The 19,041-nt window shown below is 35.6% G+C and carries 12 protein-coding genes; 7 read left to right on the forward strand and 5 right to left on the reverse strand.

Annotated elements, in window-relative coordinates; translation table 11 throughout:
- Positions 1–113: 113 nt before the first annotated feature.
- From L2586_RS01170 to trkA, 3 genes are all read right to left on the reverse strand, one after another.
- Positions 114–2,864 carry a M16 family metallopeptidase gene (locus L2586_RS01170; protein WP_235290928.1) on the reverse strand — a complete coding sequence of 917 codons (2,751 nt, stop codon included), beginning with the start codon at positions 2,862–2,864 and terminating at the stop codon, positions 114–116.
- A 125-nt stretch (positions 2,865–2,989) separates the two neighbouring features.
- On the reverse strand, positions 2,990–4,441 hold the full coding sequence (locus L2586_RS01175; RefSeq protein WP_235290929.1) for a TrkH family potassium uptake protein: 1,452 nt from the start codon (positions 4,439–4,441) through the stop codon (positions 2,990–2,992).
- Between the two features lies 1 nt (position 4,442).
- Positions 4,443–5,786 (reverse strand): Trk system potassium transporter TrkA, encoded by a 1,344-nt coding sequence (gene trkA, locus L2586_RS01180; protein WP_235290930.1) that lies wholly within the window; start codon positions 5,784–5,786, stop codon positions 4,443–4,445.
- Between the two features lie 109 nt (positions 5,787–5,895).
- Here trkA and L2586_RS01185 point away from each other — a divergent pair, with 109 nt between their 5' ends.
- The 3 genes from L2586_RS01185 to L2586_RS01195 all read left to right on the forward strand — a co-directional run bounded on the left by L2586_RS01185 (position 5,896) and on the right by L2586_RS01195 (position 7,268).
- Positions 5,896–6,321 carry a low molecular weight protein-tyrosine-phosphatase gene (locus L2586_RS01185; protein ID WP_235290931.1) on the forward strand — a complete coding sequence of 142 codons (426 nt, stop codon included), beginning with the start codon at positions 5,896–5,898 and terminating at the stop codon, positions 6,319–6,321.
- An 11-nt stretch (positions 6,322–6,332) separates the two neighbouring features.
- Complete coding sequence (locus tag L2586_RS01190) at positions 6,333–6,740, forward strand: putative signal transducing protein (RefSeq protein ID WP_235290932.1); 408 nt, start codon at positions 6,333–6,335, stop codon at positions 6,738–6,740.
- Positions 6,741–6,803: 63 nt separating this feature from the next.
- Positions 6,804–7,268, forward strand: coding sequence for a CAP domain-containing protein (locus tag L2586_RS01195; RefSeq protein WP_235290933.1), 465 nt, complete (start codon positions 6,804–6,806; stop codon positions 7,266–7,268).
- Between the two features lie 105 nt (positions 7,269–7,373).
- Here L2586_RS01195 and L2586_RS01200 read toward each other — a convergent pair whose 3' ends face one another.
- A complete protein-coding gene (locus tag L2586_RS01200; protein WP_235290934.1) occupies positions 7,374–8,870 on the reverse strand; it encodes a hypothetical protein in 1,497 nt (498 codons plus the stop codon).
- A gap of 99 nt (positions 8,871–8,969) precedes the next feature.
- On the reverse strand, positions 8,970–10,286 hold the full coding sequence (locus L2586_RS24605) for a hypothetical protein (protein WP_284283585.1): 1,317 nt from the start codon (positions 10,284–10,286) through the stop codon (positions 8,970–8,972).
- A 235-nt stretch (positions 10,287–10,521) separates the two neighbouring features.
- Between L2586_RS24605 and proS the strand changes: the two genes are divergently transcribed.
- From proS to L2586_RS01225, 4 genes are all read left to right on the forward strand, one after another.
- A complete protein-coding gene (gene proS, locus L2586_RS01210) occupies positions 10,522–11,988 on the forward strand; it encodes a proline--tRNA ligase (protein WP_235290935.1) in 1,467 nt (488 codons plus the stop codon).
- Positions 11,989–12,103: 115 nt separating this feature from the next.
- A complete protein-coding gene (locus tag L2586_RS01215; protein ID WP_235290936.1) occupies positions 12,104–15,328 on the forward strand; it encodes a SusC/RagA family TonB-linked outer membrane protein in 3,225 nt (1,074 codons plus the stop codon).
- Between the two features lie 16 nt (positions 15,329–15,344).
- A complete protein-coding gene (locus L2586_RS01220; protein WP_235290937.1) occupies positions 15,345–17,132 on the forward strand; it encodes a RagB/SusD family nutrient uptake outer membrane protein in 1,788 nt (595 codons plus the stop codon).
- A 90-nt stretch (positions 17,133–17,222) separates the two neighbouring features.
- Positions 17,223–18,809: a fibronectin type III domain-containing protein gene (locus tag L2586_RS01225; RefSeq protein ID WP_235290938.1), complete on the forward strand. Its 1,587-nt coding sequence runs from the start codon at positions 17,223–17,225 to the stop codon at positions 18,807–18,809.
- Positions 18,810–19,041: the final 232 nt, after the last annotated feature.

Genomic DNA, 19,041 nt, shown 5'->3' on the forward strand with positions numbered 1-19,041 from the left:
ATGATGCGGAGTTAATCCCAATTTCGTCCGACTAAGTTACACAATTTAGGATACTATAAATTTTCACTGAGCATAAAAAAAAGGTGCATCAAGTGATGCACCTTTTTTCGTTATTATGGTTTTATATTCTTTTTTACTTTTTCAAAATCTCCAGCTCGTATATAAGTGATCTTATCTACGTCGATGTGTTTTGCTAAAGCTTTATTTACTTCCTCTACTGAAAGAGACATGATCTTATCTTCTAACTCTTGACTCCATTTCATTTCTCGGTCAGTTCTTAAGTTATTAGCTAGGGCACCTACAAGTTCTCTATCTTGAGATCTACTTACAGATTGGCCTTGAATCCAGCCACCTCTAGCTGCTTCTAACTCCTCAGCTGTAAATCCATCTTTAATCGCTCTGTTCACTTCTTCTTTGAATGCTGCTAAAACTTTTTCACTATTCTCAGGAGCTGAAATAGCATATGCACCGAACATACCAGATTCATCCATAGAAGACGCTTGAAGGAATGATCCAACACCATAACTTAATCCGTCTTGTACTCTAATTCTAGTGGCAAGTCTAGAATTTAAAAATCCACCTCCTAGTATGTAGTTACCGATTAACAATGAAGCATAATCAGGGTGAGTATCACCAACTGGCATATTCATTCCTGCGAAAAACATTGAATTTGCTTTATCTGGAGTATTTATCTCTATACTAGCTGGTTTGTTAGCTTTGTAAGGATTTGAGATTCTTACGTATTTGTTTGGGTTTTCCCAGCTACCAAAATAAGTTTCGATATCTTTCATCACTTGACCTTCATCAAAATCACCTACAACAGAAATAGTTGCTTCTGAAGCACCGTAATAATCATTGTAAAATGCTTTCACATCTTCTAAAGTAGTTTCTTTAATACTCGCGATTTCTTCTTCCAAAGTCATGACGTATCGTACATCAGATTTAGGATAATCAGATAATGATCTTCGAAGTTTGTTCTGAGCTAAAGACTGTGGATCAGATAACTGTTCTTCTAGTCCAGCTAACCTCTCTTCTTTTAATTTAGAAAATTCTTCCTCAGAGAATGACGGATTTTTTAGAATGTCATTCATCATTTTCATGACTTCTGATAAGTTTTTATTCGTTGTTTCTACTCTCGCACTAGCTTGACTAGAATTTCCGAAAACACTGATTCTACCTTCAAGAGCATCAAGTTTATCTTGGATTTCCTGACGAGTCATTGTTTTAGTTCCCTTATCTAACATAGAAGCGGTTAGTTGGCCAATCGTGCTTTTCCCTGCTAAAGTTTTCGGTGTTCCGAATCTTAGGGTAACAACGGCATTAACGGCATCACCTCTATTCTCTTTTGTAAGTAACGAGTATTTAGCACCTGAGTTTAATTCGCCTTTTTTCGTTCTTCCATCTATATTAGCAGGCGATGGATCAAATGCTTCACCTTCTGAGATAGCTTCTTTTCCTTTATAGCCTTCTACGATGTCTCTCACTGGGGGAGCATCTGGAATATCCGCTCTCACTGGATTCTGAGTAGGAATAAATCTTCCGATTGTTCTATTAGATGGAACGAAGTATTTTTTAGCAACTCTTACAACATCTTCTGTTGAAACAGCTTCCACTCTATCTCTATATAGAAATAGAAGTCTCCAGTCTCCTTGAGCTAAATATTCACTTAATCCTAATCCGATTCTATCAGAGTTATTATAAGCTAAATTCCAATTCTTTAAAATTTTAGACTTCGCTCTTTCTATTTCTTCCTCAGTAGGAGGACTAGTTGTTAAGCCATCTAAAGTTTTAAGCATGATGGCTTCAGCTGAATCTAAAGAATTCTCTTTTCTTACATCTGCATTGATGTAGATAAATCCTCCTTCTTTAAGCGCTGGTGCGAAACTCCATACGTAAGGCGCTTTCTTAGTTTCTACCAATGCTTTATATAATCTTCCTGAAGGCTCATCTGTGAGTAATTCATCGATTACACTTAATGCTGCATAATCAGAATGTGGTCCTGGAGGTGTGTGATAAGCAACTGAAACTACTTGTACATCACCTACTCTTCTAAGAACTACTGATCTTTCACCATCTTGAGTTGGCTCTTTTGTATAAGTAGGGTAAAGGCTTCTTTCTGGTCTTGGAATATCACCGAAGTAATCTTCGATCATTTCTAAAGTAGTCTGAGGATCGAATTTTCCAGCGACTAACAAGATCGCATTATCTGGTTGATAGTATTTTTTGTAAAAATTCTGAAGTCTTTCGATCGGCACATTTTCTAAATCAGCTCTTGCGCCGATAGTTGAATTACCGTAGTTGTGCCATAAGTAAGCTGTACTGATAACTCTTTCTAAAAGAATGCTAGAAGGAGAGTTTTCTCCCATTTCGAATTCATTTCTTACGACAGTCATTTCGCTATCTAGATCCTTTTTCGCGATGAATGAATTAACCATTCTATCAGATTCTAGATCTAATGCCCACTTTAGATTTTCTTCCGTAGCGCTAAATGTTTCATAGTAATTGGTACGATCATACCATGTTGTTCCATTTGGTCTTGCTCCATGCTCTGTTAATTCCGCTGGAATGTCTGGATGATCAGGAGTTCCTTTGAAAACAAGGTGTTCTAAAAGGTGGGCCATTCCAGTTTCTCCATATGATTCGTGTCTAGAACCTACCATGTAAGTAATATTCACAGTTATAGTTGGCTTGGACTGATCTGGAAATAAAAGGACTTTTAATCCATTTTCAAGTTGGAATTCAGAGATTCCTTCTACTGAAGGACCTGCAGTAACTCCTTCAGGTAATTTTAAATCTTGCGCTGTTGAGAAATTTGTCGCAAAACAAATTATAAACATCACAAAAGTGGCAGTAATTCTTTTCATTGTCAGATTTGGTTGTTTTAAAAAAATATTAGTTGTGAAATTACAGAAAACGATGATAAAAACATGCATATTTTCGACCAGATAGTGTCTGATTAACGATTAGTACACTTTTACCTTTCAGTATTTTACGCTTTTTTCCAGAAATAAGGGGTAAAGAGGATGAGAATGGTAAATATTTCTAACCTTCCTAATAACATTAAGAAAGCCAATACAAATTTGACAGAACCTGGAAACCATCCAAAATTGTCAACTGGCCCAACTTCGCCAATTCCAGGACCTACATTTCCTAATGATGTGGCAGCGGCGCCCAAAGCTGTTTTAAAATCAATACCTAATCCACATAGAGTTACTGTTCCAAATAAGAACAACAGGATATAGAGTAGAAGAAAGACTAAAATGTGAGTGATGATTTTTCCATCGACTAATTTCTTATTCATTTTTATCCTAATGATCGCTCGTGGGTGCAGCAATCGCTTGAATTCAAGCAAGGAATTCTTAAACAACACTAAATGTCGAATAATTTTTATACCACCACTTGTAGACCCAGCACTACCACCTATAAAAAGTAGTATGAAAATGATGGCTGTTAATCCAAAGCCCCATGTCGTATAATCGGCTGTTATAAATCCTGTGGTAGTCATTAAGGATACGATCTGGAAAGCAGCAGCACGAAATGATTCTTCAAAACCATACAAAGAATGAGCATATAAAATCGATCCTACTACTAAAATTAAGAGAAGTGTAAATATAAGATACACCCTAAATTCTTCACTGCTCCATACATTTTTGAATTTGCCTTTTAATCCAAAATAGATCACGGTGTAATTGGTTCCTGCTAAAAACATAAATAAGATCAGCACATAATGAATCGCTGGATTCGTAAAATAGGCAACACTATCATTTTTAGTGGAGAATCCACCTGTTGCCATTGTTGTTAAAGCGTGGTTTATGGCATCGAATCCCGTCATTCCAAATGCCATTAATAGCAAGAAGAGGAAAGCAGTTAAGCCTACATATAGTAACCATAGACGCTTTGCCGTTTCTTGTATCCTTGGATGAATTTTATCTGAAGTAGGGCCAGGGGCTTCCGCTACGAAAAGCTCTATTCCTCCGATACCTAGCAATGGGAAAATTGCTATTGTTAAAACGATAATTCCCATTCCGCCGATCCACTGGGTTAAACTTCGCCATGTAAGCAGTGTCTTTGGGAGTCCTTCTATATCAGAAAAAATTGTTGCTCCTGTTGTGGTAAGACCTGAGATAGACTCGAAAAGTGAGTCGATCGATGAAACATTCATTTCACTGAAGATATATGGTAGGGAACTGGCTAGACTCATAAACATCCAACCAAGTGCAACGATTAAGTAACCTTCTCTTTTATTAATGGAGGCTGAACTCTTAAACTTATATAACCAAGAGACCAGACCTACACCTAGTGTAATGAACCCACTATACATTAATGCCTCAGCATCTCTAAAGCCATCTAATATGCCGAATGGTATACATAAAAACATCATGATACTGACCATGATGAGTAGTACACCGATGACATTTGAGATGGGTTGTATATTAATCATCTTATCTGAATAATGATTCTACCTTTCCTATGGCATCAGGCAACGCAAAAACGATAACCTTATCCCCTTTCTGCAAAAGCATTTCGCCGAAAGGTATGATGGTTTCTTTATCTCTAATAACAGCACCGATCATAGCTTCTTTAGGAAAATGTAGATTCTTAATTGTTTTTTTAGTCAATTTACTATTTCTATGAATAATAAACTCTATTATTTCAGCATCGATTCCGTGGATACTAGCAATGGCTTCGACTTGCCCTTTTCTAATAAATCTAAAAATATTATTAGCAGCAATGATTTTTTTATTGATGATGGTGTCTACACCTATGTTTTGCGAAATGTGGGTGTAATCTAGATTATCAACTAGTGCGATCGTCTTATATACACCAACTTCTTCCGCCATTAGACTAGTAATAATATTCGTTTCTGAATTCTTAGTCAAGGCAATAAATGCATCATAATGTTCTAATCCTTCTTCTTTTAGGATAGCCACGTTAGAAGGATCAGCCTGAACAATTAATGTGCGATCTAGTTTCTCGGCTAATTTTTTACAAGTTGTCTTAAGCGGAGCAACTAGGGTAACATCATATTTATTTTCAAGCGCTTTAGCAGTTTGATAAGAAAGATCATTTCCACCGATGATCATTACACGCTTGATTTTCTTAAGTTGCTTTCCGAGTACTCTTGTTAGTGCTTTTAGTTGATCTGATTTCGCAAGAAAATAGATGTGATCACTTTTTCGGAGAACCGTATTATCACGAGGAATTATGGTCGTATTTCCTCTTAGAATCGCTATGAAATTGAATAGTATTTCATCTTCTTGGTCGCTTACGAATTCCTTCAATGTTCGATTCACATAATAAGAACCATTGTCTAGCGTGATTCCCGCAAGGGAAATCGCACCATCTTCAAACTCAAATATATCTGTAACTTCCGCTTGCTCTAATAACCTTTCGATTTCTTGGCTTGCCAATTTGAAAGGAGAGATTAATCGGTCGATCCCTATTTCCTTAAATGTTTCTCTTTGCGTTTTTGATAAATACTCATTACTTGCAACCCGGGCAATTGTTTCAGTTGCTCCCATCTTCTTCGCTAGAATACAGGAAATCAGATTGTTTTTCTCTGAGGTAGTCGTAGCAATGAACATGTCAGCCTCATCAATTTCAGCTGTTTCTAAAATAGAAACGGATGAAGAATCACCTTTTATGGTCTTGACATTTAAGTAGATGTCTGCTGATGTGAGCACATCTTGATTCATATCAATCAAAGTAATATCTTGATTCTCAGAAGATAATAACTTTGCTAAATGAAAACCTATATCTCCAGCTCCTGCAATTACTATTTTCATAACATTGTTCTAACGCAAATATGACAAATATTATAGTATATGTCCATGTTTTTATCTAATTATAAACGATATGTATGATTTCATTGTTTAAAAAACAAAAGTATTCCCCATGAAAGTATTGATGGTTTGTTTAGGAAATATTTGTCGATCCCCACTGGCTGAAGGAATATTGAAATCCAAGAAGCCTGATTGGTATGTGGATTCAGCAGGAACATCTAATTACCATATTGGAGAACGGCCTGATCTGCGCTCTATAGAAATTGCAAGAAAATATAATATTGACATTTCTAATCAAAGGGCTAGACAGTTTTCTAGAGAAGATTTTGCAAAATTTGATTTGATTCTTGCGATGGATAGTTCTAATTATCAGAACATTTTGAAATTGGCACGAAGTGAAGCAGACAAAGAAAAAGTTAAGTTAATATTGAATTATGCACAACCTGGATTAAATATGGCGGTGCCAGATCCATATTATGATGGTGGTTTTGAAAAAGTGTATCAATTACTTAATGAAGCTTTGGATAATTTAGTTTAATTTTATAGTCAATGGATTATCAAATTATTCGCCGCTTCTATTCCAATGTTGAGGCTAACATTTATTATCTGCGACTTCAAGAAGCTGGAATTTCATGTTTTCTTAGTCAAGAGAATATTTCTACTATTCTCCCGCTTAGTGATGGTGGTGTATTTGTTAATGTTGCTGTAGATCAGTTAGAAGAAGCTAGAGCCTTAATGAAAACCATTGACCTAGAAAAAGAAAAAAATAAAAATCAAAAAGATTTTAGGGAAGCGACCGTAGAAGACATCTATTATGAAAAGGAAGTTGTAGAATATGAGAAACGACTCAATAGTGGATGGATAGATAACAACATTGTTTCGGTATTTATTTTCATGTTGTTCTTTATTGTCATCATCATGATAATTGTTAACTTTTTCTATCCTTTTATTATATAAGAAACTAATTAAAGTCCGTTAGTAATTAAACGCGGTTTTCAATAAATAACTTAAATAGAGGTTTTGATAGTACAAATTATTTTGTTTTTGCTTTTATCCGTTCCGAATTCAAATGTGGAATTAGATAAATCAATCGCATTAGATAAAGTGAATGCAGTTAGGCAAGAAGGTTGCAGTTGTGGTGGCAAGAAAATGCCTCCTGTAGGAAAGGTTACTTGGAGTGAAACATTGTACAAGTCTGCAAACGCTCACGCGATAGATATGTTAAAGAATAACTATTTTTCACATTATTCTAAAAAAGGAGAAGATGTAGGAAAAAGGGTAGATAAGTTTGATTACAACTGGTTAGTAGTCGGAGAAAACATCGCGGAAGGCCAGCGAAATTTTGATCAAGCTTTAGAAGACTGGTTAAAAAGCCCTTCCCACTGTAAAATGATTATGGATGGAAAAGTAAATGAGATGGGAATTGCGCACGCTGGAAAGTATTGGGTGCAGCATTTTGGAAAACAGAAAGCAAAAAGAAATTAGAAATCAAGTTAAGCTAGATTCTAGTAGAAATAAAAAAATCCAGTGAATGTTAATTCACTGGATTTTTTATTATTTAAAACTATTTCCTACCTGAGGATTAATCAGTTAAAACTGAAAACCTAAGGTTATCGCTAGTTTATTATTCTTAATCGTATTCTCTACGAGTTGAAGTCGATCATCATCGATCACTTGATATGGAATATATCCTTCTGTTACTCTTTGAGTTCTCCAGCCGAAATCTAGGTAGTATTTTTCCTCTCTCCATCCCAAGCCAAATGAATAAGCTGGGAAGAAGAAACCTTCATCCGCTGCATAAGGTGAGCCTAATAAATTGTATCCAGCTCTTACTCTAAATTTCTCATAAGCTAGTTCTCCACCCACTTTTATATTAATAACTGAAAGTAACTGGCTTCCCACTTGATCATTTATGTCTTCTTGTAGTACCTGATCACCTATATCAGAACTATATTTTCCTAGATTAAGAGATCCGTTTCTATAATCTACCCACTCAAAGTCCCCATTAATGAATCCAGCTATTTTTCCAACTTTCTTTTTGTAACCCACACTAGCTGTAGCTTTCCACGGAGTCGATAGTTTGTATTTGAATGACCCATCAGGTGATGTTTTTGTCAATTCTTGCGTTTCGCCTTGGTCTGTGAAATTATATGTTAGTTGGGTGAAATAATTATCGGTTAAAGTATATACCGTAGGAGAATGAATCGATCCACCTATGGAAAAATTCTTCGTAAGTTTTGCGATTATCCCAGCTTTGAAATTAAAACCAATTCCAGAAGTGTTCACATATTCTCTAAATTCTAAACTATTAAAACCAGGAATTTCAGACTGGTCATCTCTTTCTTCGTATTTTTTAGAAACTTCGTAGTTAAGAAAAGGTACACCAACAGTTGCTCCGATAAGAAATCGATTTCCTAGATTGGCGCCCAGTCCAAAAAGTAATTCATTGATTCCACCTTTTTGGTCTACATCTTGACTTTTTTGCACATCATAAGGGTATCTCCCTTCTACATCTTGGAAATCATTAAGGTAGAAGTTATTTTCATTGGGTGCATAAACTGCACCGGCGTCATATGCAAGACCGCCTTCGAAATTATCCAAAGCATCGAGGTCTCTTCCATTTGCTCTTTCTGTGAATCTTTCTACTATGGTTCCGTTAGTTAATCCATTGAAATAAAATTCGTCATTGAAATCAGCAATTTTATTCATTCCTATGGCTGTGTTAAAGGACTTAATTAATCCTGTTTTTGGTTTCCTATTGACGATTAGTCCAAAGTTATCCATTTTCAGGCTAGCCTTACTTCTGCCGTTATTAGTGAAATTGCTAAATACAGAGTTGGTAGTTGAACTTAGTATGGATGGTGAAACCACAAATTCTGAAGACCAGTAGGCACCTAGACCACCTGGGTTAGCTGAAATAGCAGAGTAATCTGCTCCCATTGCACCCATAGAACCTCCTACACCTAAAAAACGGGCGGAACCACTTGGATTGTTAAAGGAATATCTTAGAACATCCGCCATTGTTTGCGAATTAGCTGAAGAGAAAACAAACAGCCCTGCTATTAATAAACTTAATATTTTTCTCATTTTTCTATATTTTTGATGTTATCCTATTTTGAAAATAGGAATAAAAAAGGGGTGAATTAATTGCTTCAATTCACCCCGACTTGTCTTTTAATTTTGATTTTATCCTCTACCGCCGCCTCTGCTGCTGCTTCTCGATGAAGAAGATGATGATCTTGAAGAAGATCCACTTGATCTTGCAGAACTTGAACTACTTCTCGAGCTCGAGCTTGAACTTCTTGTTGAAGAACTTCCGCTAGAACTTCTGTTCATAGATGATCCACTGCTAGAACTTCTAGTGCTAGTTCGTGGATACGATGATCTTGTCGAAGAAGATCTGCTAGTACTTGTTCTCGGAGAAGAACTTCTTGTAGAAGATGATCTCGTTGTTGTACTTGTTCTTGGTGCAGAGCTTCTAGTTGTAGAAGAACTTCTTGTTGTTCTAGTTCTAGTGCTTTGTGTAGAAGTTGCTTTATTACTTCCAGCTCTTGTACTTGTTCCACGTGTAGTAGTGCCTTTGTTCGAAGACGTTCTAGTTGTTTGTGTTCTAGGAGTTCCTATCCTAGATGCAGAAGTTCTTGTGGTAGGTCTTTCTATTCTTCTATCTTCATTTCTAGTATTAGACGAATTAGTTCTTACGCCACTTGTACCATTTTGATTTAAAACTTCTTTTTCTTTTCCAACTCTAGCTACAGATCCTGAATTACTTACATTTCCAGATTCTGGTCTTGTTGTTCCTGGGTTTCTTACGATCCCTCTAGTAGATGAACTTGTAGATCCACCTTGTCTTGAACCATAGTATGAACCATTGGTATTTGATGTATTCGTGTTGATCCATCCATTTCCATTGTTTCTGCCATATCCACTGTTGTAGTAACCATTTCCATAATATCCATTACTGTGACTCCAGTAATTGTTATATGGATTGTAGTACCCACTCCCGTAGTAATTATTTACATAAGTAAAACTATTACCGTATCCTCCATAGAAAGGGTCTCCATATCCACTATATCCGTATCTGTTGCCGTATCTGTTAAATCTGTTGAATCGATTATATCTGTTATATCCGAAACCTCCGTAATAGCTAGTATAACATCTGTCGAATGGATCTATGTAATATGAATCGAAAAACGGATCATAGAATGCGATATCTGTATAAAATGGATTGTAAAATCCAATTCTTACACCTGGTCTTCTGAATCTTCTAATTCTTGATGTGTATTGATAATCATATTCATCATAATAATCGTAATCATCATCATCGTAAGCATATTCGTCTTCTGAATCGTAAGAGTCGTAGTCCGTTGATGTATTATATGTATACAATGGCTCATCTACTTCTGGATCGAAGTATAAGTCATCGAATTGAGCATTTACATTAAGTGCTCCAAATCCTAGGAGGATGCTTAATATAAACGTTGGGAAGAAATAATTTTTCATAACTTTAATTTTTACTAATAAAGAAATTCGACTCTCTTATTGATACTCTGCAATTTATTACTTTTATTGCGAACTTTTCGTTAAAAATAACTTAAACTTTAATATCGTTCTTGTTAAAGATTCTATAAAGGAGCGTTTTCCTTTGTCTTATATACCTATACAAGGATTATAGAGAGGATAAAGTTCGGTAGTAAAGTACTTTAGTAAAATATTAACAATAAATAAGATAATTATAATGGCAAAGGAAATAACAGATCGGGAAGAAGATTATTCTCAATGGTATTTAGATATTGTTAAAAAGGCTGGATTAGCTGATAATTCTGCGGTTAGAGGCTGTATGGTCATTAAGCCACAGGGGTATGCAATATGGGAGAAAATTCAAAGACAATTAGATGATATGTTTAAAGCAACTGGTCATGTAAATGCTTATTTCCCCTTACTCATTCCTAAGAGTTTTCTAAGTAAAGAAGCTGAGCATGTGGAAGGATTTGCTAAAGAATGTGCTGTCGTAACCCACCACAGACTGATGGATAATCCTGATGGCAGTGGAGTTGTCGTCGATCCTACGGCAAAGTTAGAAGAAGAATTAATTATCAGACCTACTTCTGAAACCATAATATGGAATACTTATAGAGATTGGATTCAGTCCTATAGAGATTTACCATTATTAATCAACCAATGGGCGAATGTAATGAGATGGGAAATGAGAACCCGTCCATTTCTAAGAACTGCTGAATTCCTATGGCAAGAAGGGCATACTGCTCATTCGACAAAGAAGGAGGCTATCGAGGAATCAAGACTTATTCATGATCTGTATGCAGATTTTGCTGAAAATTATATGGCAATGCCTGTAATTAAAGGAGCAAAGTCAGCCAATGAAAGGTTTGCAGGTGCAGTGGAAACATATACGATAGAAGCGATGATGCAAGATGGAAAAGCATTACAAGCTGGGACATCGCATTTTCTAGGACAGAATTTTGCTAAAGCTTTCGATGTGAAATTCCTAAACGAAGGAAATAAAGAAGCTTATGTGTGGGCAACATCTTGGGGTGTTTCTACGAGATTAATTGGTGGACTAATCATGACGCATTCAGATGATGATGGCTTAGTACTTCCTCCGAAATTAGCACCATTACAAGTAGTTATCATTCCTATTCCAAAACCGAATGGTGTATTAAAAGAGGAGGCAGAAAAGATTAAGCAAGAGTTAGAAGCGCAAGGGATTTCTGTAAAAATTGACATAGATAAAAAGAAAAGACCTGGATATAAATTTGCGGAGTATGAAATGCAAGGGGTTCCAGTAAGAATTGGAATCGGAGCGAGAGATTTAGAGCAAAATCAGGTAGAAGTAGCACGAAGAGATACAAAAGAGAAAATGAATGTTTCTAGGGATGGTTTAGGTCAATCTATCAAAGATTTGCTTGATGATATTCAAAACAACCTGCTAGAAAGGGCGCGTAAATTCAGGGATGACAGAACGCATGAAGCGAAGAACATGGAGGAGTTTGAAGAAATCTTAGAAACCAAGGGCGGATTTATAATGGCTCACTGGGACGGTACTACAGAAACGGAACTTGCGATAAAAGAGAGAACTAAAGCAACGTTAAGATGTATACCACTTGATAGTGTTTTAGAAGAGGGCGTATGTGTATATAGTGGGAAGCCGTCGAAGCAAAAAGTTTTGTTTGCTAAAGCTTATTAATGCTCGTATTTCGAGTTATGCCAAATTTAAATCGAATTTAATATAGGGTTTACATTGATGTTTTACTATTGTGCAAATTAATTATTTGACCAATAAAAACATTACGCTAAACCTTATGAAAAAACAAATTAGATTTAATAGGAAGTCTGCGTTTATCGTTATCGCGATGACTTTTTTCACGTTTGCAATGGAAATTATAAGCGCAGCTCCGCTTGCAGAATTTACCATTTCAGGTAAAGTCTTAGACGCAGATACTGGCGAACCATTAATAGGTGCTTCAGTTCAATTAAAAGGATCTGTCGATGGAGTAATTACTGATGTCGATGGAACATTTAACATCAGTCTTTCTAAATCTGACGGAAAGTTACTTATTGCTTACTTAGGATACGAAACAGTAGAAATCGACATTTTACCAGGGCAAGAATTCTATAATATCCAACTTGTAGAAAGCTCTACAAAATTAGATGAAGTAGTCGTAATAGGATATGGTACACAGAAAAAGGCAAACTTATCTGGAGCAGTTGATCAAGTAGCATTAGAGCAAATTGAAAATAGACCTGTCACCACACTTTCAAGCAGCTTGCAAGGCTTGATTCCTAACTTAAACGTTGATTTTGCAAGTGGAAAACCTGGGTCAAATGCCAATTTAAATATCCGTGGATTTACTTCTATAAATGGAGGAGAACCACTTATCGTATTAGATGGAATTCCAATAGAAAATAATGAACTGAATTATCTGAACCCTAATGATATCAGTTCCATTTCTGTATTAAAGGATGCTTCCTCTTCAGCAATTTACGGTGCTAGGGCTTCTTTTGGTGTGATATTAATCACCACTAAAAACAAAGGTACTGGTATATCATACACGACGAATGTTTCTTTTTCTCGACCTACTGTTCTGCCTGATCCCATTACGGACCCTTATATTTTTTCGAGATTACTTGAATTGTCTACTAACAATACACCATGGGACTATGTAAACTATTCAGACGAACATTATAAGTGGGCTAAGGAAAGGTCGGATAACAGTGCATTGCCAGAAGTTAGACCGAATCCTAATGATCCTAGTCAGTGGGCATACATGGGTGACAATAACTGGAATGATTATTTTTTCGATAATTATTCAGTATCTCAGAACCACAACATAAGCTTTCAAGGCAGCTCAGATAAGATAAATTATTTTATCTCTTGTAACTATTCTAAGGATAATGGTAATATAAAAATAACAGATGATCCTTGGTCACGTTACAACGCAAGAATAAAATTCGGATTTAATCCAAGCGAATGGCTGAATATTGAGACGAATTCATCTTTTCTTCAGGTTAATCAGAATGGTCCTTCTTATAACATCAGCCAGTCATTTGATTTAGTTCCACTAGATGTTGTGAAAAATCCTGATGGAAGTTGGGCTAATACAACTGCTGGAAGATTAGCTGCTAGAATAACTGAAGGTGGACGAAGTGAAACAAACACCACAGGGTTCCAATCAACAGTAAGGGCTAATTTGTCATTGTCTAAAGCGTTGTCCATCACTGCAGATGCAACTTATAAAAGATATGCAGATAATAACCATACTGATTATAGGAAATATTATATTGGTTATGGTCCAAATGATATCAGAGAAGAAAGCCAAAATACGCCAAGTGTAACTGAATCTTCAGCATACAATAATTACAATGCTTACAACATATTTGCAACCTATAATAAGAATATTGGTAATGATCAACTTGTAGTAATAGGTGGTTACAACCAAGAATATTCGCAATATGATTACAATGCAGCTTCTCGAAATGGATTAATATCTTCTTCTTTACCTTATGTCAATTTAGCATCAGGGGATCAATTTGTTTCAGGTGATTTCTATGATTGGGCGACGAGAGGTTTTTTCGGAAGAATAAATTACATCTTAAACAACAAGTATATCCTAGAGGTGAATGGTCGATATGATGGTTCTTCTAGATTTTCAGAAAATGATCGATGGGGATTTTTCCCATCTATTTCAGGGGCATGGATTCTTTCAGAGGAAAACTTTATGAGTGGTATCAGCCCAGTTGTGGAAACGCTTAAGTTGAGAGCTTCTTATGGTGCTTTAGGTAATCAAGCAACAGATAGTTATTATGGTTATATCTTAAATTTACCTTCCTACTTGACTGGCTACTTAATAAATGGAGATGTACAAAGGGTTGTGGGTGCACCTGGTCTAAACGTGGATCCAGATAATTATACATGGGAAAGGGTGAATTCTATGAACTTAGGAATAGATCTAGGCTTGTATAAAAATAAGATTTACGGAACGTTTGATTATTATACTCGAAATACTTTAGGGATGTTAACTGGTGGTAAAGAATTACCATCAGTACTAGGAACAAGTGTGCCTCAAGAAAATGCAGCTGATTTGCAAACGAAAGGCTGGGAATTAGGACTGAAATTTCAGAATAGTTATGGTTCAAGCAGAAATCCGTTACAAATAGAATTAGGGTTTAATTTGAGTGATAACCAGACAGTTATAACACGTTTTGAAAATGAGGAAGCATTGTTTTCAAGTTATAGAGTAGGGCAGTCAATTGGAGAAATTTGGGGATTGGAAAATGATGGATTGTTTCAGTCTGAAGAAGAAATCGAAGCACTTGATCAAACGGCCATTATACCTTGGGGAGCGTTATCAGTTGTTCCTGGCTGGCCTAAGTTTGTAGATCAAGATGGAGATGGTGCAATTTTACAGGGCAATTCGGCAAAAGATCCAAAAGATTTGAGTGTAATTGGTAATTCTCAAGCGAGATTTCGATATGGAATGAATATGAATGTGAGTTGGTCTGGATTTGATTTTAGTGTGCTAATGCAAGGAGTTGCAAAAAGAGATTACTATCCAATTCATTACTTGTATTGGGGCCCTTACCAGCAACCTTATGCTAACACTTATGATCATTTATTAAATTTCTACAGACCTGAAACTGATTCTCCGGAAGACATGGCGAAACATTCACAAGCATATATTGATATGGGCCTTGCTAATGCAAATGTTGAGAACCCAGATTATCCTATACTTCAAGCTTGGTTAGCGGATTATAGGGAAAATAAGGGATTAGCGATTCCACAGACGAAATATCTTTTAAATGCTGCTTACTTAAGAGTTAAGAATTTGACCCTAGGTTATACATTGAAAAATGATCGGATGAAAGCCATAGGTGTGACCAATGTAAGGGTATATTTTACTGGTGAAAACCTATTCGAATTCTCACAATTAAAAGATTATTTTGATCCTGAGTCGATCAATACTTGGGGTGGATATGCTTACCCATTTCAGCGAAGATACGCAGTTGGACTGAATTTGAAATTTTAATTAAAAAAGAAAAATAATGAAATACATATATAGTTTTTTTATCATTTTAATGATGGTTTCGTGCCAAGATGATTTTCTGAATCTGACACCTAGGACATCATTGTCACAAGAAGAATTCTTTAAAAGCGAAGAAGATTTACAATTGTATTCTTATGGCCTGGTTTCGTGGCCTGGTAAATGGGGAACCTATATTTCTGGAGATTCTGGAACAGACAATGCAGCTACAACAGCTTCTGTTGAAATAAAGAATATAATGACAGGAAACCCAAGTTCGGAAAATATCACAAGCGGATGGAGTTGGGGTAGGCTAAGAAATATAAATTACTTTTTAGAGGCCTTAGAAAATGCAGAAGTTAGTGAAGAGGTTAAGGAGCACTATAAGGCCATTGGAAGATATTACAGGGCAACATTTTATATTGGTATGGTGAAGCGGTATTCCGATGTTCCTTATTATGATAAAGTATTAAATTCTACTGATGAAGATCTATATAAAGGAAGAGACCCGAGAAGTATGGTGGTCGATAAAATTATGGAAGATCTTGACTTTGCAGGGGAGAATTTGAGAGAAACAGGTCCGACAGGCACTGTTAATAAATATGTTGCCATTGCCATGAAAGCTAGATTTGCTCTATATGAAGGAACTTACAGGAAGTATCATGAAGAATTAGCACTTTCAGAGACAGCTAATGACTTTTTAAATATTGCAGTCGAAGCTTCGGATGCAATGATATCTTCTGGTCATTTCCAACTATACCAAACAGGCTCTCCTGATCAAGATTATAAGGATTTATTTAATCAAGAATCATTAGCAGGAAATCCTGAGATGATTGCATATGCTGAATATGATTTTGAAAAAGGAAGAGGAGAAAATTACCTGTATGGAATGAACGATTATGAACGATCACCTTCGAGAGATTTGGTTCAAGCTTTTTTAATGAAAGATGGCAGTAGATTTACTGATATTAGTGGTTTCCAAACGCTGCAGTACGTGGAAGAATTTGATAATCGTGACCCAAGAATGGCTCAGATTCTTGCAGCTCCAGGGTTTATATATCCGGGTACTTTTACGCCTTATGTACAGCGATTGAATAAGAATTTTACTGGGTATCATGTTGTTAAAGGCTATCCTACCTCTATCGAAGCAGGTGTGGCGGATGGTTTAGATGTACCAGTAATAAGATATGCTGAAATCTTGTTGATTCTTGCTGAAGCCAAAGCTGAATTAGGTACCCTTACACAAGCTGATCTAGATAATACAGTTAATTTATTAAGAGCGAGAGTAGGAATGGTCTCTTTAAAAATGGCAGAGGCAAATGCAAACATTGATCAATGGCTAAAAAATAAATACCCTCAAGTTAGTGGAAGCAACACTGGTGTTTTATTAGAAATAAGAAGAGAAAGAAGAATAGAATTTGCCCTCGAAGGATATAGGTTTGATGATTTGATGAGGTGGAATGCAGGAGCTTTACTAGAAAATAATCCGACGGGGATGTACTTTCCAGGATTAGGCAAATATGACTTAACAGGAGATGGTGTGGAAGATATAATTCTGATTTCCAGTGAAGAAAGTATTCCTGAAGGGGAGGATAAAGAAGTAAATGAATTAGGGGTGACCTTGGTATATTATAAAGCTGGAGATTTTAATGAAGATGTTACAGTGTATCTAGAAAATGGTGATCATGGACAGACTTTGACTCAAATCACTGAAAGGGTTTTTACCAGTCCTCGAGATTATTATAGACCCATTCCAAAACAAGAGACTTTATTGAACCCTAATCTGGTTCAGACTTTTGGATGGAATTAGCCTTCGTATAAATTTTGAGATATTTATAATTTAAGAGTGAACGATGGGTAAGACAATCTTACCCATCCTTTATTTAAAACAAAATGAAGAATGAATAAAATTGTAATCGTTGTTTTGGTTTTTATGCAAGTGACCTATTTGAATGCTCAAAAAATCTTGCCCTATTTACAGGCATGTACAGAGCAGTCTATATGGATAAATTGGAAGACTGAAGTTGAAAAAGATGCCTATGTGGTATACGGTTTAAGTAAGGATAATATGGAGTATAAAGCCGAAGGTCTAAGCGAAAAACTAGATTCAAATTACATTTGGCATTCAGTGCAATTACTTGAATTAGAACCTAATACGAGATATTTTTATAAGGTTTATGCAGGAGAAGAGCAATCAGAAATGTATGAGTTTAAAACTTTTCCCTCTCAGGAAGAGCAGAACGGTCATTTTAGATTCGTAGTACTTGGTGATCATCAAGTGATGGCAGATGATCGTTATGAGAAGTTGGTTTCTGCGTGCAAACGTAAAATCACTGAATTGTATGGAGAAGACATAACAAATAAAGTATCATTAATAATCAATGATGGAGATCAAGTGGATGTAGGTGGAGATTTAAATCAATATCAAGAACTACATTTTAAACAAGGATCGGCATTGAATACCATTTTACCAAGCATGACTGTTATTGGCAATCATGAGTATTATAAAGATAAAAAGCTATTTAACTATTTCTCTCATTTTAAATATGAAGACCTGGCTTACCAAGGAATGTATGGAACCGATGGTGAACATTATTATGCATTTCAAGCATCTAGTATACTATTTTTAATGTTAGACAGTAATCAATCTTGGGATAGACAAGCCGAGTGGGTGAAAGAAATCGTTGAAAAAGCGGAGCAGGATGAGGAAGTTAAGTGGATAGTGACGGTAGCGCATCATCCCATAATGGCAGAACAATATATTGATGATGTGTCAACATTTATGCGAGATGCAGTTATACCTGAATTAGTTAAGAGTAAAAAATCAATATTATTTATTGCTGGTCATCACCACTTATACCACAGAGGTCAATTGAATAATGATAATTTATTCCATATCATTTCAGGTGGAGCATCTTGGGATCAAAGATGGGGGCAGTCAGAAGAAAAAGATTTGGAAGAGGTGCAGAAAACAATTGACCAATTTAATTATCAAATTGTAGACGTCAATCTCGAGGAAGAAACGATGGATGTTTACACTTATTCTATTGGAAATAAGGATCTCGATATAGATAACCAGCTAATAGATCATTTCTTCAAAAAGATAGGAATAAGCAAACCTTCAACGCCACAAATTAAATCCATTTCAGAAAATGAAAATGACGGTATTATTATAATCGAAAGTACATCGTATAAAGGTGAAATTCCATTAAACAGTACAGAGTTTTTAATTGCTAAAGATGCTGATTTTAAGGAAGTTGTGCTCAGAAATAAAAGAGATTTTGAGAACCTATTTGGAAGCAGCGGTCCACCTTTGTGGGAAACCATTGACCTTAATGAAAATGTTAATATTTTAGAATGGGAAATTAAAAATTTATTAACTGAAGGATCATACTATGTCAAAGTGCGGCACAGGGATCAAAACTTGAATTGGTCTGAATGGTCTGAGGTGAAAAATATCAAAGTAAAAAACGATAGGAAATTTTAAAAGCAGAATTTACAAGAAAAGAATTATAAAACCATTCTAGGGATATTCAGAATTCAAAAATGAATTATTTATTTGTATAAAATTGTTTTATACAGATTTGAAATGAAAGTGGATTATTTCTGATTTTGCAGAAATGGTCCACTTTTTGTTTATTGAATATACGAGTTTAAATATGTAAATTATTTAAGATGAATATTCTACCTAATTTTGGGTAGTAAAAACAATAAATTTT

This window comes from Portibacter lacus (assembly GCF_021533215.1).
Lineage (GTDB): Bacteria > Bacteroidota > Bacteroidia > Chitinophagales > Saprospiraceae > Portibacter > Portibacter lacus.

Coding starts and splice junctions, on each gene's coding strand:
- L2586_RS01170 (WP_235290928.1), bottom strand. CDS start 2,864: ATGAAAAGAATTACTGCCACTTTTGTGATGTTTATAATTTGTTTTGCG.
- L2586_RS01175 (WP_235290929.1), bottom strand. CDS start 4,441: ATGATTAATATACAACCCATCTCAAATGTCATCGGTGTACTACTCATC.
- trkA (WP_235290930.1), bottom strand. CDS start 5,786: ATGAAAATAGTAATTGCAGGAGCTGGAGATATAGGTTTTCATTTAGCA.
- L2586_RS01185 (WP_235290931.1), top strand. CDS start 5,896: ATGAAAGTATTGATGGTTTGTTTAGGAAATATTTGTCGATCCCCACTG.
- L2586_RS01190 (WP_235290932.1), top strand. CDS start 6,333: ATGGATTATCAAATTATTCGCCGCTTCTATTCCAATGTTGAGGCTAAC.
- L2586_RS01200 (WP_235290934.1), bottom strand. CDS start 8,870: ATGAGAAAAATATTAAGTTTATTAATAGCAGGGCTGTTTGTTTTCTCT.
- L2586_RS24605 (WP_284283585.1), bottom strand. CDS start 10,286: ATGAAAAATTATTTCTTCCCAACGTTTATATTAAGCATCCTCCTAGGA.
- proS (WP_235290935.1), top strand. CDS start 10,522: ATGGCAAAGGAAATAACAGATCGGGAAGAAGATTATTCTCAATGGTAT.
- L2586_RS01215 (WP_235290936.1), top strand. CDS start 12,104: ATGAAAAAACAAATTAGATTTAATAGGAAGTCTGCGTTTATCGTTATC.
- L2586_RS01220 (WP_235290937.1), top strand. CDS start 15,345: ATGAAATACATATATAGTTTTTTTATCATTTTAATGATGGTTTCGTGC.
- L2586_RS01225 (WP_235290938.1), top strand. CDS start 17,223: ATGAATAAAATTGTAATCGTTGTTTTGGTTTTTATGCAAGTGACCTAT.